The 15,166-nt window shown below is 59.5% G+C and carries 14 protein-coding genes; 11 read left to right on the forward strand and 3 right to left on the reverse strand.

Features of this window, described 5'->3' with window-relative positions; all coding sequences use genetic code 11:
- Position 1: 1 nt before the first annotated feature.
- The 8 genes from ACYZT8_RS05415 to ACYZT8_RS05450 all read left to right on the forward strand — a co-directional run bounded on the left by ACYZT8_RS05415 (position 2) and on the right by ACYZT8_RS05450 (position 8,201).
- A complete protein-coding gene (locus ACYZT8_RS05415; RefSeq protein ID WP_461979837.1) occupies positions 2 to 1,003 on the forward strand; it encodes a diguanylate cyclase domain-containing protein in 1,002 nt (333 codons plus the stop codon).
- 271 nt (positions 1,004 to 1,274) lie between these two features.
- Positions 1,275 to 2,370 (forward strand): peptide chain release factor 2 gene (prfB, locus tag ACYZT8_RS05420; RefSeq protein WP_102593528.1). Its coding sequence is split into 2 segments (ribosomal slippage): positions 1,275 to 1,346 and positions 1,348 to 2,370, totalling 1,095 coding nucleotides; the frame shifts between segments, so codons are not numbered across the junction.
- Between the two features lie 71 nt (positions 2,371 to 2,441).
- Positions 2,442 to 3,944: a lysine--tRNA ligase gene (gene lysS, locus ACYZT8_RS05425; RefSeq protein ID WP_461979839.1), complete on the forward strand. Its 1,503-nt coding sequence runs from the start codon at positions 2,442 to 2,444 to the stop codon at positions 3,942 to 3,944.
- A gap of 102 nt (positions 3,945 to 4,046) precedes the next feature.
- Entirely contained in the window at positions 4,047 to 4,763 is a 717-nt protein-coding gene (locus tag ACYZT8_RS05430; RefSeq protein WP_461979841.1) for a TetR/AcrR family transcriptional regulator, read from the forward strand.
- Positions 4,764 to 4,915: 152 nt separating this feature from the next.
- Positions 4,916 to 5,482 (forward strand): hypothetical protein, encoded by a 567-nt coding sequence (locus ACYZT8_RS05435; RefSeq protein ID WP_461979843.1) that lies wholly within the window; start codon positions 4,916 to 4,918, stop codon positions 5,480 to 5,482.
- Between the two features lie 36 nt (positions 5,483 to 5,518).
- Complete coding sequence (locus ACYZT8_RS05440; protein WP_461979845.1) at positions 5,519 to 6,796, forward strand: flavohemoglobin expression-modulating QEGLA motif protein; 1,278 nt, start codon at positions 5,519 to 5,521, stop codon at positions 6,794 to 6,796.
- Between the two features lie 164 nt (positions 6,797 to 6,960).
- The gene (locus ACYZT8_RS05445; protein ID WP_461979847.1) at positions 6,961 to 7,875 is read left to right on the forward strand and encodes an alpha/beta hydrolase; all 915 of its coding nucleotides are present in this window, start codon (positions 6,961 to 6,963) and stop codon (positions 7,873 to 7,875) included.
- Positions 7,872 to 8,201, forward strand: coding sequence for a hypothetical protein (locus ACYZT8_RS05450; protein ID WP_461979849.1), 330 nt, complete (start codon positions 7,872 to 7,874; stop codon positions 8,199 to 8,201). The genes ACYZT8_RS05445 and ACYZT8_RS05450 overlap by 4 nt, the downstream gene beginning before the upstream one ends.
- A 204-nt stretch (positions 8,202 to 8,405) precedes the next feature.
- Here the strand turns inward: ACYZT8_RS05450 and ACYZT8_RS05455 are convergent, their stop codons facing one another.
- From ACYZT8_RS05455 to ACYZT8_RS05465, 3 genes are all read right to left on the reverse strand, one after another.
- A complete protein-coding gene (locus ACYZT8_RS05455) occupies positions 8,406 to 9,194 on the reverse strand; it encodes an OmpA family protein (protein WP_461979851.1) in 789 nt (262 codons plus the stop codon).
- A gap of 55 nt (positions 9,195 to 9,249) precedes the next feature.
- Positions 9,250 to 9,663 carry a DUF4398 domain-containing protein gene (locus tag ACYZT8_RS05460; RefSeq protein ID WP_461979853.1) on the reverse strand — a complete coding sequence of 138 codons (414 nt, stop codon included), beginning with the start codon at positions 9,661 to 9,663 and terminating at the stop codon, positions 9,250 to 9,252.
- A 374-nt stretch (positions 9,664 to 10,037) separates the two neighbouring features.
- Positions 10,038 to 10,382 carry a pilin assembly protein gene (locus ACYZT8_RS05465; protein WP_094468905.1) on the reverse strand — a complete coding sequence of 115 codons (345 nt, stop codon included), beginning with the start codon at positions 10,380 to 10,382 and terminating at the stop codon, positions 10,038 to 10,040.
- Between the two features lie 215 nt (positions 10,383 to 10,597).
- Between ACYZT8_RS05465 and ppc the strand changes: the two genes are divergently transcribed.
- The 3 genes from ppc (at position 10,598) to tsaB (ending at position 14,931) form a co-directional block, all read left to right on the forward strand.
- Complete coding sequence (gene ppc / locus ACYZT8_RS05470; protein ID WP_461979855.1) at positions 10,598 to 13,228, forward strand: phosphoenolpyruvate carboxylase; 2,631 nt, start codon at positions 10,598 to 10,600, stop codon at positions 13,226 to 13,228.
- Positions 13,229 to 13,515: 287 nt separating this feature from the next.
- The gene (gene adk, locus ACYZT8_RS05475) at positions 13,516 to 14,163 is read left to right on the forward strand and encodes an adenylate kinase (protein WP_218437095.1); all 648 of its coding nucleotides are present in this window, start codon (positions 13,516 to 13,518) and stop codon (positions 14,161 to 14,163) included.
- Between the two features lie 93 nt (positions 14,164 to 14,256).
- On the forward strand, positions 14,257 to 14,931 hold the full coding sequence (tsaB, locus tag ACYZT8_RS05480; protein WP_461979858.1) for a tRNA (adenosine(37)-N6)-threonylcarbamoyltransferase complex dimerization subunit type 1 TsaB: 675 nt from the start codon (positions 14,257 to 14,259) through the stop codon (positions 14,929 to 14,931).
- Positions 14,932 to 15,166: the final 235 nt, after the last annotated feature.

Below are 15,166 nucleotides of genomic sequence, written 5' to 3' on the forward strand. Positions count from 1 at the left end.
CATGAATGACTTACAACTCGACGACTTCAAGACTGACGAAAACGCTGCCATGGTGTTGTTGGTGGACGATCAGGCGATGATCGGCGAGGCGGTGCGCCGCGGGTTGTCGAACGAAGAGAATATCGACTTCCACTTCTGCGCCGACCCGCACCAGGCCATCGCGCAGGCGATCCGCATCAAGCCGACGGTGATCCTCCAGGATCTGGTGATGCCCGGTCTGGACGGCCTCAGCCTGGTGCGTGAATACCGTAACCATCCGGCGACCAAAAACATTCCGATCATTGTCCTGTCGACCAAAGAAGACCCGCTGATCAAGAGCGCGGCGTTTGCGGCCGGGGCCAATGATTACCTGGTCAAGCTGCCGGACAACATCGAACTGGTGGCGCGCATTCGCTATCACTCGCGCTCCTACATGACCTTGTTGCAGCGCGATGCGGCGTACCGCGCGTTGCGGGTCAGCCAGCAGCAGTTGCTCGACACCAACCTGGTGCTGCAACGGTTGATGAACTCCGACGGCTTGACCGGGCTGTCGAACCGCCGGCACTTCGACGAATACCTGGAACTGGAATGGCGCCGTTCGCTGCGCGATCAGAGTCAATTGTCGCTGTTGATGATTGATGTCGACTATTTCAAGTCCTACAACGACAGTTTTGGCCACCTTGAAGGCGATGAAGCCCTGCGTAAAGTTGCCACCGCCATTCGCGACGCCAGCTCCCGACCGTCGGACCTGCCAGCCCGGTACGGCGGCGAAGAATTTGTCCTGGTGCTGCCCAATACCACGCCGGGTGGCGCACGGCTGGTGGCGGAAAAACTGCGCATGACCGTGGAAGCGCTGAAGATTCCGCACATTTTCCCCAGCGAAGGCTCAAGCCTGACCATCAGCATCGGCCTGTCGACCATGATCCCGCAGCAGGGCAGTGACTGTCGGCAATTGATTTCCGCGGCGGACAAGGGGCTGTACCTGGCGAAAAACAATGGGCGTAATCAGGTTGGCATCGAATAGCGGGCGACCAGGTTTGTAAATATAGATCCCCTTGCTGGCCGATACCCTTGTGGCGAGGGAGCTTGCTCCCGCCGGGCAGCGAAGCGGCCCCCTTATCAGCAAAAAGAAGGGGACTGCTTCGCAGTCCAGCGGGAGCAAGCTCCCTCGCCACAGATTTACTCGGCGTTCGCTTTAATCATTCGCCCCTAAAGCCGCCAGGCGGGCTGCCGTGACAGCTTGATTACGTTATACTCGCCGGCTTTCAAAAGTTCGCCAACGAGTGCTGCCCGCCATGGAAATCAACCCGATCCTTAACAGTATCAAGGACCTGTCCGAGCGCTCCGAAACTATTCGGGGGTATCTTTGACTACGATCAAAAGCATGAGCGTCTGACTGAAGTCAATCGCGAGCTTGAAGATCCGGCTGTCTGGAACAACCCGTCGTACGCTCAGGAACTGGGCCGCGAGCGGTCGCTGCTGGCTCAAATCGTCGAAACCCTCGACGAAATGCACAGCGGTCTGGCCGACGCCAAAGATTTGCTGCTGATGTCCGCCGAAGAAGAAGACCAGGCCGCCGTCGATGACGTCGCTGCCGAAGTCGAGCGCCTGCGCGAGTCGCTGGAAAAACTCGAATTCCGTCGCATGTTCAGCGGTGAAATGGACGCCAACAACGCCTACCTGGACATCCAGGCCGGCTCCGGCGGTACCGAAGCCCAGGACTGGGCCAACATCCTGCTGCGCATGTACCTGCGCTGGGCTGACAAACGCGGTTTCGACGCGACCATCATGGAACTGTCCGCCGGTGAAGTCGCCGGGATTAAGGGCGCCACGGTCCACATCAAGGGCGAATACGCCTTTGGCTGGCTGCGCACCGAGATCGGCGTGCACCGTCTGGTGCGCAAGAGCCCGTTCGACTCCGGCAACCGCCGCCACACCTCGTTCTCGGCCGTGTTCGTGTCGCCGGAAATCGATGACAACATCGAAATCGACATCAACCCGTCGGACCTGCGCATCGACACCTACCGCTCCTCGGGTGCCGGTGGTCAGCACGTAAACACCACCGACTCGGCCGTACGGATTACTCACGTACCGACCAACACCGTGGTCAGCTGCCAGAACGAACGCTCCCAGCACGCCAACAAAGACACCGCGATGAAAATGTTGCGGGCGCGCTTGTACGAGCAGGAAGTGCAGAAACGCAACGCCGCCTCCCAGGCCCTGGAAGACACCAAGTCGGACATCGGCTGGGGTCACCAGATTCGCTCTTACGTGCTCGATGCGTCGCGAATCAAGGATTTGCGCACTAACATCGAACGCAGTGACTGCGACAAGGTACTCGACGGCGATATCGACGAATACCTGGTGGCGAGCCTGAAACAAGGGCTGTAAACCGCCAGTCAAGACCTTAAGTCCCCTGCCCTCGGTGGGGGCAACGAACCTGTGATGGAATTTTTAAAGACATGAGCGACCTACAACTCGACCCGCAAGCCCTGCAACAGGAAGAAAACTCCCTGATCGCCCTGCGCAAGGAAAAGCTTGCTGCCGAGCGCGCCAAGGGCAATGCCTTCCCCAACGACTTCCGCCGCGACAACTACTGCGAAGACTTGCAGAAACAGTACGCGGACAAGACCAAGGAAGAGCTGGCAGAGGCTGCGATCCCGGTCAAGGTTGCCGGTCGCATCATGCTCAACCGTGGCTCGTTCATGGTGATCCAGGACATGACCGGGCGGATTCAGGTCTACGTCAACCGTAAGACCCTGTCCGAAGAAACCCTGGCCGCGGTGAAAACCTGGGACATGGGCGACATCATTGCAGCCGTTGGCACCCTGGCCCGTTCCGGCAAGGGCGACCTGTACGTTGAAATGACCGAAGTGCGCCTGCTGACCAAGTCGCTGCGCCCGCTGCCGGACAAGCACCACGGCCTGACCGACACCGAACAGCGCTATCGCCAGCGCTACGTTGACCTGATCGTCAACGAAGAGGTGCGCCAGACCTTCCGCGTGCGTTCGCAAGTGATTGCGCACATCCGCAGCTTCCTGATGAAGCGTGACTTCCTGGAAGTCGAAACGCCGATGCTGCAAACCATTCCGGGTGGCGCTGCGGCCAAGCCATTCGAGACGCACCACAACGCGCTGGACATGGAAATGTTCCTGCGTATCGCGCCTGAGTTGTACCTCAAGCGCCTCGTTGTCGGCGGCTTCGAGAAAGTGTTCGAGATCAACCGCAACTTCCGCAACGAAGGCGTTTCGACTCGTCACAACCCTGAATTCACCATGTTGGAGTTCTACCAGGCGTACGCCGACTACGAAGACAACATGGACCTGACCGAAGAACTGTTCCGTGAACTGGCGCAGCTGGTTCTGGGCAGCACCGACGTGCCGTATGGCGACAAAGTGTTCCACTTCGGCGAACCGTTCGTGCGTCTGTCGGTGTTCGACTCGATCCTCAAGTACAACCCCGAGCTGAGCGCTGACGACCTGACCGACATCGACAAGGCTCGCGCCATCGCCAAGAAGGCCGGCGCCAAAGTGCTGGGCTTCGAAGGTCTGGGCAAGTTGCAGGTGATGATTTTCGAAGAGCTGGTCGAGCACAAGCTGGAGCAGCCGCACTTCATCACCCAGTACCCGTTCGAAGTGTCGCCGCTGGCCCGTCGTAACGACGACAACCCAAGCGTCACCGACCGCTTTGAGCTGTTTATCGGTGGCCGCGAAATCGCCAACGCCTACTCCGAGTTGAACGACGCGGAAGACCAGGCCGAGCGCTTCATGGCGCAGGTGGCCGACAAGGACGCAGGCGATGACGAAGCCATGCACTACGACGCCGACTTCGTTCGCGCGCTGGAGTACGGCATGCCGCCAACGGCGGGTGAAGGTATCGGCATCGACCGTCTGGTGATGTTGCTGACCAACTCACCGTCGATCCGCGACGTGATCCTGTTCCCGCACATGCGGCCGCAAGCGTAAGTGTTTCGATAAAAAAGCCGCCTATAACAGGCGGCTTTTTATTGCCTGTCTGGTACAAACGTATCAAATGGTTACTTTTGAAGTAAGAGAGGAATACCTGTCGTGAACCGTGCAATTGCTCAAGAAGGTGCAGCGGGCATCGCCACTGCGGTCGCTGAAAGCGTTCAGTACCAGGGTCGCAAGGCCAGCCGGCAGGGCAGCGAGCAGCGTCGACAGGACATTCTCGATGCGGCGATGCGCATTGTCGTGCGTGATGGCGTGCGGGCCGTGCGTCACCGTGCAGTGGCGGCAGAGGCCGGCGTGCCACTGTCGGCCACCACCTACTATTTCAAGGACATCGATGACCTGCTCACCGATACCTTCGCCCAATACGTGGAACGCAGCGCGGCTTTCATGGCCAAATTGTGGGTGAACAATGAGGGCCTGCTGCGCGAGATGGTGGTCAGCGGCGACGGCAGCCCCGAGTCACGCTCGCAACTGGCGGACGACATTGCGCGGTTGATGGCGGACTATGTCCACCGGCAACTGATCAACCGCCGCGAACACTTGATGGCCGAACAGGCGTTCCGTCAGGAAGCGCTGCTGAACCCGCGCCTGGCACTGTTGGTGCGCTCCCATCAGCAAATTCTGCTCCAGGGGACGTGCCAGCTTTTTGAGGTGTTGGGTTCGCGCGAACCGCAACAGGATGCCAAGGTGTTGACGGCGATTATCGGACGGATGGAATATCAGGGCCTGCTCAACGACGCCGAGCCTGTCGCCGAAGCTGAAATGCTCGGTATCCTCAATCGCTACATGCACCTGGTACTCGCGTCGGTGTAACCCGGTCCTCTGATCGTTCCCACGCTCCGCGTGGGAATGCCGCCCGGGACGCTCCGCGTCCCTTACGGTGTGACGCAGAGCGTCACTGGATGCGTTCCCACGCAGAGCGTGGGAACGATCATGAGGCGAACTGTGTTCATAGGGAGTGTTGAATGAAAGCCTGGCGTGTCGTTGTGATCGCCTTGTCGTTCCTGCTGCTCAGTGGCTGTCTGGTGACCTTCAAGGACCCACTGCCCGCCAGCGACCCCGCGCCCAAAGGTCTGCTCGGCAAATGGACCAGCACCAACGCCTGGGGCGAACCGATGAACCTGGAGCTGACGCGTCTGGGCGACAATCGCTACCAGGCGGTCAGCTACTTCAAGGCCAACCCCAAGGAGCGTGAAGCTTATCCCTTTACGGTGTCGCGCCATGGCAGCCGCTGGTACCTGTCGGCGAAGGTCCCGGCGCAATTCGGCGGGCATTTCACCCTCTTCGGATTTGAACTCAACGATAAGCACGAATTGGTGGTCTACAACCTCGATCTCGAGCAGATCAATCAGGCCCTGGGGCAAAAAGTCCTGAGCGGCGAAGGCTTCCAGACCGATGATGGCGACGGCGTGTTGATCAATAACAGTATGGACCAGGTCTTTGCTTACCTCGATGATCCGGCCAATTCCGATGTATTCGTCGAGGCGGCGCGCTATCAGCGCCTGGCCAAAGCCAAAGCTAAAGTTAAATAAAGCCAGCACATAACGGTTTTTCTACAGGAGTTTCGGGTGGACGATTACCAGCAGACGATACGCATTTTGTCCGATCGCATTGTGCTGGCGCAGACGCCGATTCGCGTCCTCGATGCGGTCAAGTGGGACGACGGCATCCGCAAGGGTTTCCTCAAGGCCAAGGGCAAGGAAATGCCGGCGGTGGACCGCGACTATTACCTCAACCGGCCGCTGTCGTTTGATTCGAGCAAAGTGAAGCTGGAATTCCAGAACATCGAGCGCGACATCACCCGTCAGCTCGGCCAGTTCAACCCGGTCGGCCAGATCATGCGGCGCATGTGCAAGGAATACCGGATGGTGGTGCGCATGCTCGAAGCACGCGGCACCGAGGATTTCGGGCTGATTTCCCAGGAGTTGTACGGCGCCGCGTCCGACGCGTTCCATGCCGGCGACCCGACCCTGTCCGACCTCGGTCTGATGCTCTCCGATTACCTGAACAACATCGATGGCCGGGGTGACCTGAAGGACGAGCCGAAAATCCTCACTGCCAAAGACGCCGTGCATTTATTGCAAACCCGGCTGAGCAAGGTGTTTGGTGAGGCCGAAGAAACCATTCGGGTATTCGAGTCTGACGGTATCGTGGCCGATGCGGCGGCCGGCGCCGACTACATCAAGATCCGCACCGACGCGATGTTCAACGAACGTGACGTGCGCGCCCTGGAAGTCCATGAAGGGCTGGTGCACGTCGGCACCACGCTCAACGGGTTGAACCAGCCGATCTGCACCTTCCTGTCCAAAGGCCCGCCGTCGTCGACGGTGACTCAGGAAGGGCTGGCGATCCTGATGGAAATCATCACCTTCGCTTCCTATCCGAGCCGCCTGCGCAAACTGACCAACCGCACCCGTGCCATTCACATGGTGGAGGAGGGCGCGGACTTTTTGCAGGTCTTCGAATTCTTCCGCGAACAAGGCTTCGAAATGGCTGAAAGCTACGGCAATGCCAGTCGGGTGTTCCGTGGCTCGATACCGACCGGTCTGCCGTTTACCAAAGACTTGTCCTACCTCAAGGGCTTTATCATGGTTTACAACTACATTCAGTTGGCCGTGCGTAAAGGCAAGCTTGAGCAGATTCCGCTGCTGTTTTGCGGCAAGACCACGCTGGAAGACATGCGAACCTTGCGCCAGTTGGTGGACGAAGGGCTGGTGGTGCCACCGAAGTATTTGCCGGATCAGTTCCGCGACCTGAACGCACTGTCGGCGTGGATGTGCTTCTCCAACTTCCTCAACCACCTGAGCCTGGACCGGATCGAAGCGGATTACTCGAACATCCTTTAGATCCCGACACAAAACCTGTGGGAGCGGGCTTGCCCGCGATTGCGATTTCACTGTCAACATCAATGCTGAATGTTGAGCCGCCATCGCGGGCAAGCCCGCTCCCACAGGTTTATTTTTTCTCCACCAGACCCTGTTCCAACCTATATCTCGCGAGGTTTCAACGGATGAGAATCCTCGGCATCCTCTGCCTTCTCCTGACCCTGAGCGGTTGCAGCTCCCTGCTGTTCTACCCCGAGCCCGGCCAGATATTCACCCCGGAAAAAGCCAAGCTCGACTACCGCGAGGTGACCCTGACCACCGCCGACGGCCTCAAGCTGAACGCCTGGTGGCTGCCGGCGAAAAAAGGCGTCGAGGTCAAGGGAACGGTGCTGCATCTGCACGGCAACGGCGGTAATTTGCCCATGCACCTGGGCGGCAGCTGGTGGTTGCCGGAGGAAGGTTATCAAGTGCTGCTGATCGATTATCGCGGCTACGGATTGTCCGAGGGCGAGCCGAGTCTGCCGGCGATCTATCAGGACATCGACGCCGCGTTCAAGTGGCTCGATCAGGCCCCCGAAGTCAAAGGCAAACCGCTGATCCTGCTCGGCCAGAGCCTCGGTGGTTCGATGGCCGTGCATTACCTGGTTCAACATCCCGAGCGTCAGAAACAACTCAAGGCCTTCGTCCTCGACGGCGTGCCCGCCAGCTATCGCAGCATCGGCCGATTCGCCCTGAGCAATTCCTGGCTGACCTGGGCGTTCCAGGTGCCGTTGTCCTGGCTGGTGCCGGACGGCGACAGCGCGATCAATTCCATGGCGCAGCTCAACGGCGTGCCGAAACTGATCTACCACAGCATCGACGATCCGATCGTGCCCCTTTCCAACGGCATCCGTCTGTATCAAGCTGCGCCGCCGCCGCGTGTGCTGCAATTGACCCGGGGTGGTCATGTGCAGACATTCGCCGACCCGGTCTGGCGCAAAGTGATGCTGCGTTATCTCGACGATCCGCAGCATTTCAACGGCCTGCGCCGCCTGGGTGAAATCCCCAATTACCCGGCACCCAAGCATTCAGAAGATGAACCATCAGAGAGTCCGCAATGAGTGAAGAACGTAACGCCATCCCGCTGATCATCACCGGTATCTGCAGCATCCTCGGCACCGTCGGGGCCCTGTGGTTCTACGGTTACCTGCACTTCGCCAAACCCGAAGATGCGCTGCTGCTCAGCGATTTCACCATGCTCAAGACCGTGCCGGGCGAAGACTACAAAGTCTCCCTGGAACCCGCGGCGCAAGTGGCCCAGTGCATCGATGGCGTGCTGGTGATGTTCGACACCGAACAAAAAGGCCTGAGCGGCGTATTGGTCAACAGCAAGAAAAAAGCGGTGCGCTGCATGGGCGAAGAAACCCCGCAAAAGCTGGAGCAGTAACCCGATCCTGGGTTCTCTGACGATCCAATGTGGGAGCGGGCTTGCCCGCGATGAGGCCTGCACCTTCAACATCTTTGTTGACTGACAGTCCGCTATCGCGGGCAAGTCGAATCGTCGCACCGCCGCTCCCACAGGTTCTATGAAGACCAAAAAAGCCCCGCCTGATCGACTCGGGCGGGGCTTTTGTGTTTCAGCAGGTGAGGCTTAGTTCGAGCTGACAGCCGAACGCGGGATCACGGGCTGGTTGTCGTTGGAAATGGTCACTTCCACACGACGGTTCATCGCACGACCCGAGGTGCTGGTGTTTTCCGCAACCGGGTATTCCTTGCCATAACCCTGCGCAACGACGCGTGCTGGATCAACGCCCATTTTCACCAGCGCCATGCGCACGGAACCGGCACGACGCTCGGACAGCGACTGGTTGTGGCTCGCAGTGCCGGTGCTGTCGGTGTAACCCTCGACGATCACTTTGCGATCAGGGTTTTCCGAGAGGAACTGCGCCAGTTTGTTGATGTTCACCAGACCGCTGGATTTCAGGTCAGCACGGTCGGTCGCGAACAGCACGTCACCGAACGTCACCAGCGTACCGCGGTCGGTCTGCTTGGCGTTCAGGCTGTCCTGCAATTGCTTGATCTGCTGATCGCGAGCATCGAGACGCGCCTGGGCACGTTGTGCGGCAGCGTTTTTCAGGTTGGCTTCAGCAGTGCGCAGGGCGATGGTTTGCTTCGCCACTTCAACACGCTGATTGGTCAGATAGGCCAGTTGGTCGACCTCGTTCGGATCTTTCTTGTCCAGATACGCCTTGTCGGCTTTGTCCAGGTAATCGCTGGCGTCTTTGGTTTCCAATGCCGCCACTTTGCTGGCTTGCGGGTTGGCTTGCAGGCCGCTGTAATTGGTGCGGGCCTGTTCCAGGTTCGCGTTAGGCGGGGTGGAGCAGGCAGCCAGTGCAACGCTTGCGGCCAGGAGAGCGGGGATCATCAATTGTGTACGCATAATAATTCGTCCTTTCTATCGATAAGAGCTTCAGGTCTGTGGTCTGGATGCGCGCTTACTGCACGGTGCGCTGGCTTTCCTGACGCAGTTCCTGAACCCCTTTCTGGGAGTCCTTCACAGCTTGTTCGGCTTTCAGTGCCTGGGCTTTGCGTTCAGCGACGCGAGCGTCCCACTCAGCTTGTTCGGCCAGAACCTTGGCCTCGGCATACTTTTTGTCATGCATGGCAATTTCGGCTTGTTTGAGCTTGTCCTGTGCGGATTTCATTTCCACGGCGGCAAACTCAGTACCGCCGGCGCTGACGGCGCCATTCACAGCGGATTGGGTCACGGCGAATTGCTCGGTCGGCGGATTGCCTGCACAACCGGCCAGTACGAAGCTGCTGCCGATTGCCAGGGCAGCCAGTTTCAAACCGCGCAGGTTATTGAACGAGGACTTGGCAGTGCTGATCTTCATGGTCTTCAACTCCATTGGTATAACTCCTGAAAAACTTAAAATTCCATGCTGGGCAAGGAGCCGTAACCGTCAATTTCCGGGGTGTTTTGAAACGGCCGTCCCAGGCGTGGTTAATGGCTGTGACCCGAGGCGTTTTTCAAAAGTTCAGAGAAGATGGCCTATCGCCTGAAAATACTTTGACCGAACGGACAAGGCTCTAGATCGGGAACTTTGGCGAGGTACGGTGGTATGCCCGACCATTCAACGGTCTGGGAACACGCAATAATCGAAGGGATATGCAGGCTAAATGTGGGAGCGAGCCTGCTCGCGATAGCGGTGTGTCAGGCGACATAAATGTCGGATGTCAGACCGCATCGCGAGCAGGCTCGCTCCCACAGGTATTGGGGGGATCAGTGTTTTTGCTTGTCGTCACCGGATGACAAATCGTGCAGATGGCGACGGGACAACGCGAGAAAACGCGGAGTCGGGCCAACGTCCTCGTACAGCGGATCACCTTCTTCATCGGTGGCCACCACGGTCGATCCTTTCACGTACGGAAAGCTCTTTTCGAGCTCTTCCAGCGCGGCGCCGATCAGCTCGCCAAGCAGTTCTTCGGGCTGGCGTTTGGGGTACATCTCGGTAATCGCCGCCAGCCGTGCGGCGGCTTCCATGTCCAGATGAATCCTGTAACCGGTATCGGTCAGGCGACCCTTGGCGTTTTCTTCCCAATGCTGGGCAAGTTCGCGGATTTTCATAAAAACCTCATTGCGCTCCTGCTCGTGGCAGGCGGTGTGAGTGTCCGCCTATGCTCGGCGGCAAGCCGTTGTACGGCTTACTCTTCAGACTAGCTTGAACGCACAAGGTTTAACGTCCCTTCGTCGTCTGCTTGTAAGAAGCGCTTTAGAGCGGCACTCTCTGCTATCAGAGCATGGCATTCCAAGACACCCGGATTTTCGCTGGAGAACTGCTGATGACCGATATTGATGCACGCTTGCGCGAGGACGTTCACCTGCTGGGTGAGCTGTTGGGCAACACCATTCGTGAACAGTACGGGGACGGCTTTCTCGACAAGATCGAGCAGATCCGCAAGGGCGCCAAAGCCGACCGTCGTGGTTCGATGGACGCTGAACTGAGCGCCAGCCTCAACCAATTGAGCGAAGAAGAGTTGCTGCCGGTGGCGCGGGCGTTCAACCAGTTTCTCAACCTGGCCAATATCGCCGAGCAGTATCAGCTGATTCACCGCCGTGAAGAGTCGCAGCCGGCCCCGTTCGAATCGCGAGTGCTGCCTGAACTGCTCGCGCGCCTGCGCGCCGAAGGCCATAGCGCCGAATCCCTGGCCCGGCAACTGGGACGACTGGAGATCGAACTGGTCCTCACCGCTCACCCGACAGAAGTGGCGCGCCGCACGCTGATCCAGAAATACGACGCCATCGCCGCACAACTGGCCGCCCAGGACCATCGTGACCTGACGACTGCCGAGCGCGAACAGATCCAGGCGAAGTTGCAGCGCCTGATCGCCGAAGCCTGGCACACCGAAGAAATCCGCCGCACGCGTCCGACGCCGGTCGACGAAGCCAAATGGGGTTTCGCAGTGATCGAGCATTCTCTATGGCAGGCAATCCCGAACTATATGCGCAAGGCCGACAAAGCCCTGCATGCCGCCACCGGCCTGCATTTACCGCTGGAAGGCGCACCGATCCGCTTCGCCTCGTGGATGGGCGGCGACCGAGACGGCAACCCAAACGTGACGGCCGCCGTGACCCGCGAAGTCTTGCTGCTGGCGCGCTGGATGGCCGCTGATTTGTACGTGCGTGATGTCGATCACCTCGCTGCCGAACTGTCGATGCAGCAGGCCAGCGATGCGCTGAGAGTAAAGGCCGGGGACAGCGCCGAACCTTATCGCGCAGTGCTTAAACAGTTGCGTGAACGTCTGCGGGCGACGCGTAACTGGGCGCACGCTTCATTGACGGCCACCACCCCGGTGCCGGCAGATGTGCTGATCAATAACCGTGACCTGCTCGATCCGCTGGAGTTGTGCTACCAGTCTTTGCACGAGTGCGGCATGGGCGTGATCGCGGATGGTCCGTTACTCGATTGCCTGCGGCGCGCGGTGACCTTCGGGCTGTTCCTGGTGCGACTCGATGTGCGCCAGGACTCGTCGCGGCATACCGCGGCCATGACCGAAATCACCGATTACCTCGGCCTCGGTCGCTACGAAGACTGGAGCGAAGAGGAGCGCATCGCCTTCCTGGTGCGTGAACAGAACAACCGTCGGCCGTTGCTGCCGGCGTACTTCAAGCCATCGGCCGACACCGCCGAGGTGCTGGCGACGTGCCGGGAAATTGCGGCGGCCCCGGGGGCTTCGCTCGGCTCTTATGTGATCTCCATGGCCGGCGCCGCTTCCGACGTGCTGGCCGTGCAACTGTTGCTCAAAGAGTCCGGCGTGTTGCGGCCGATGCGCGTGGTGCCGTTGTTCGAAACCCTCGCCGACCTCGACAACGCCGGTCCGGTGATTGAAAAGCTGTTGCTGCTGCCGGGCTATCGTTCGCGCCTGCAAGGGCCGCAGGAAGTGATGATCGGCTATTCCGACTCGGCCAAGGACGCGGGCACGACAGCGGCGGCCTGGGCGCAATATCGGGCGCAGGAGCGCTTGGTCGATATCTGCCGCGAGCAACAAGTGGAGTTGCTGTTGTTCCATGGTCGTGGTGGCACCGTAGGTCGCGGCGGCGGCCCGGCGCACGCGGCGATTCTGTCGCAGCCACCCGGTTCTGTTGCGGGACGTTTTCGCACCACCGAGCAGGGGGAAATGATTCGTTTCAAATTTGGCCTACCGGACATCGCCGAGCAGAATCTCAATCTGTACCTGGCGGCGGTGCTGGAAGCGACTTTGCTGCCGCCGCCTCCACCGGAACCGGCCTGGCGCCATCTGATGGACGAATTGGCCGCTGACGGGGTCAAGGCTTACCGCGCCGTGGTGCGGGAAAATCCGCAGTTCGTCGAGTATTTCCGCCAATCCACCCCGGAGCAGGAACTGGGTCGTTTGCCATTGGGCAGCCGCCCGGCCAAGCGCCGTGCCGGCGGCATCGAAAGCCTGCGCGCCATTCCATGGATCTTCGGCTGGACCCAAACGCGCCTGATGCTTCCGGCCTGGCTTGGCTGGGAAGCGGCGCTGAGCAAGGCGTTGGAGCGTGGCGAAGGCGAACTGTTGGGGCAGATGCGCGAACAGTGGCCGTTCTTCCGCACGCGCATCGATATGCTGGAAATGGTCTTGGCAAAAGCCGATGCCGACATCGCCCGATCCTACGATGAGCGGCTGGTCGAGCCGGATTTGCTCCCTTTGGGTGCGCATTTACGCGACCTATTGTCGCAGGCCTGCGCCGTGGTCCTTGGGCTGACCGGCCAGTCTCAGCTACTGGCACATAGCCCAGACACCCTCGAATTCATCCGGTTGCGCAACACCTATCTTGACCCGCTTCATCTATTGCAGGCCGAACTGTTGGCGCGCTCGCGGCAACAGGAAGTGACACAGGGCAGCCCTGTAGAACAGGCGCTGCTGGTGTCTGTGGCGGGGATTGCTGCCGGTTTGCGAAATACCGGCTAAGGTTTTCGTCGTGGGGGAAGGTGCCCGGCGCGAGCGTCGGGTGCCTGCGGGCGATGGGCAGAAAAGGTCTGCAAGGCGACAGTTAATGATGGGGTTGCGACTTGGGGTACCCCGTCGAAAGGTCACGCGTGGCGCAGGTTTCTCCGACTTTCGGCGGCTTGTGTGGTCCGGGCCTGCTGTGTATCTTGATCAGCCTTTGGCCGTTTGGGCGGCCACGACCCTGTTTTGAGATTGGCCCCACGAGGCGAATCCGTTGTTATCTATATAAAAAATTGAGGAGCACATCGATGCGCGTCATTCTGCTGGGAGCTCCCGGGGCCGGTAAAGGTACTCAGGCTAAGTTCATCACCGAAAAGTTCGGCATCCCGCAAATCTCCACCGGCGACATGCTGCGTGCTGCGGTCAAGGCCGGCACCGAGCTGGGCCTGATCGCCAAGAGCGTCATGGACAGCGGTGGCCTGGTTTCCGATGACCTGATCATCAATCTGGTCAAGGAACGCATCAGCCAGGCGGATTGCGCCAACGGTTTCCTGTTTGACGGTTTCCCGCGCACTATTCCTCAGGCTGAAGCCCTGGTGAAAGCCGGCGTCGAACTGGATCACGTGGTCGAAATCGACGTCAAGGACGAGGACATTGTCCAGCGTATCGCCGGTCGTCGCGTGCATGAGGCTTCCGGCCGCGTGTACCACATCGTCTACAACCCGCCGAAAATTGCCGGTAAAGACGACATCACCGGTGAAGAGCTGGTGCAGCGCAAAGACGATACCGAAGAGACCGTGCGTCATCGTCTCTCCGTTTACCACGCTCAGACCGAGCCACTGGTGAAGTTTTACCAGGAACTGTCCGCTGCTCAGGGCAAACCGAAGTACAGCCACATCGAAGGTGTTGGCTCGGTTGAAGCGATCACCGGCAAGGTGCTTGAAGCGCTGAACTGAAAAGACTGATCCGCTTCATCTTCTACGGCCCGCTTGCGGGCCGTAGTTGTTTATACTGGCGCACTTTTTCTGACCTCTCTTACGGAAACATCGATGAGCACCTTGCTGGCCCTGGACACCGCGACTGAAGCTTGCTCCGTTGCCTTGCTGCATGACGGCAAAGTCACGAGTCATTACGAGGTGATCCCGCGCCTGCATGCGCAAAAACTGTTGCCGATGATCCAGCAGTTGCTCACCGATGCCGGGACCACCCTGCAAGCGGTCGATGCCATCGCCTTCGGTCGTGGGCCGGGCGCCTTCACCGGCGTGCGGATCGCCATCGGCGTGGTCCAAGGCCTGGCATTTGCGCTGGATCGCCCGGTGTTGCCGGTCTCCAACTTGGCGGTGCTGGCGCAGCGGGCGTATCGCGAACACGGCGTCAGCCAGGTCGCGGCCGCCATTGATGCGCGGATGGATGAAGTGTATTGGGGTTGCTACCGCGAAACGGCGGGCGAGATGCGCCTGGTCGGTAACGAAGCGGTATTGCCGCCGGAAGTGGCCGCATTGCCGGCCGATGCCAGCGGTGAATGGTTCGGCGCCGGTACGGGTTGGGGATATGCCGAGCGCATCGCCGTCAACCTGAGCGGGCAGGATGCAGGCATGTTGCCGCACGCTGAAGACCTGCTGACGCTGGCGCGGTTTGCCTGGGAACGCGGTGAGGCGATTGTGGCGGATGAGGCTCAGCCGGTTTACTTGCGGGATAAAGTGGCGACACCCAAGGCTCGTTGATCCACGCGGTTCTGTGGCGAGGGAGCTTGCTCCCCTCCGGCTGCGAAGCAGTCGTAAAAGCAGACTGCGCAGAGTACCTGTCTATAATTGGGGCCGCTTCGCAGCCCAGCGGGAGCAAGCTCCCTCGCCACAATAAACATTCCAAACGCAGCCAATCGTCAGTTTCTGCACCCGGCTTTTAAACCTTTTCGTATTTCTGTGTTCTAGTTATCACTCGGCCGTTTGCGAAGTGGGT

It is taken from the genome of Pseudomonas sp. LB3P93 (assembly GCF_054898025.1).

Excerpts from the sequence above, each read along its gene's own strand:
- ACYZT8_RS05415 (WP_461979837.1), top strand. The coding sequence starts at position 2 with ATGAATGACTTACAACTCGACGACTTCAAGACTGACGAAAACGCTGCC.
- lysS (WP_461979839.1), top strand. The coding sequence starts at position 2,442 with ATGAGCGACCTACAACTCGACCCGCAAGCCCTGCAACAGGAAGAAAAC.
- ACYZT8_RS05435 (WP_461979843.1), top strand. The coding sequence starts at position 4,916 with ATGAAAGCCTGGCGTGTCGTTGTGATCGCCTTGTCGTTCCTGCTGCTC.
- ACYZT8_RS05445 (WP_461979847.1), top strand. The coding sequence starts at position 6,961 with ATGAGAATCCTCGGCATCCTCTGCCTTCTCCTGACCCTGAGCGGTTGC.
- ACYZT8_RS05450 (WP_461979849.1), top strand. The coding sequence starts at position 7,872 with ATGAGTGAAGAACGTAACGCCATCCCGCTGATCATCACCGGTATCTGC.
- ACYZT8_RS05455 (WP_461979851.1), bottom strand. The coding sequence starts at position 9,194 with ATGCGTACACAATTGATGATCCCCGCTCTCCTGGCCGCAAGCGTTGCA.
- ACYZT8_RS05460 (WP_461979853.1), bottom strand. The coding sequence starts at position 9,663 with ATGGAGTTGAAGACCATGAAGATCAGCACTGCCAAGTCCTCGTTCAAT.
- ACYZT8_RS05465 (WP_094468905.1), bottom strand. The coding sequence starts at position 10,382 with ATGAAAATCCGCGAACTTGCCCAGCATTGGGAAGAAAACGCCAAGGGT.
- ppc (WP_461979855.1), top strand. The coding sequence starts at position 10,598 with ATGACCGATATTGATGCACGCTTGCGCGAGGACGTTCACCTGCTGGGT.
- adk (WP_218437095.1), top strand. The coding sequence starts at position 13,516 with ATGCGCGTCATTCTGCTGGGAGCTCCCGGGGCCGGTAAAGGTACTCAG.
- tsaB (WP_461979858.1), top strand. The coding sequence starts at position 14,257 with ATGAGCACCTTGCTGGCCCTGGACACCGCGACTGAAGCTTGCTCCGTT.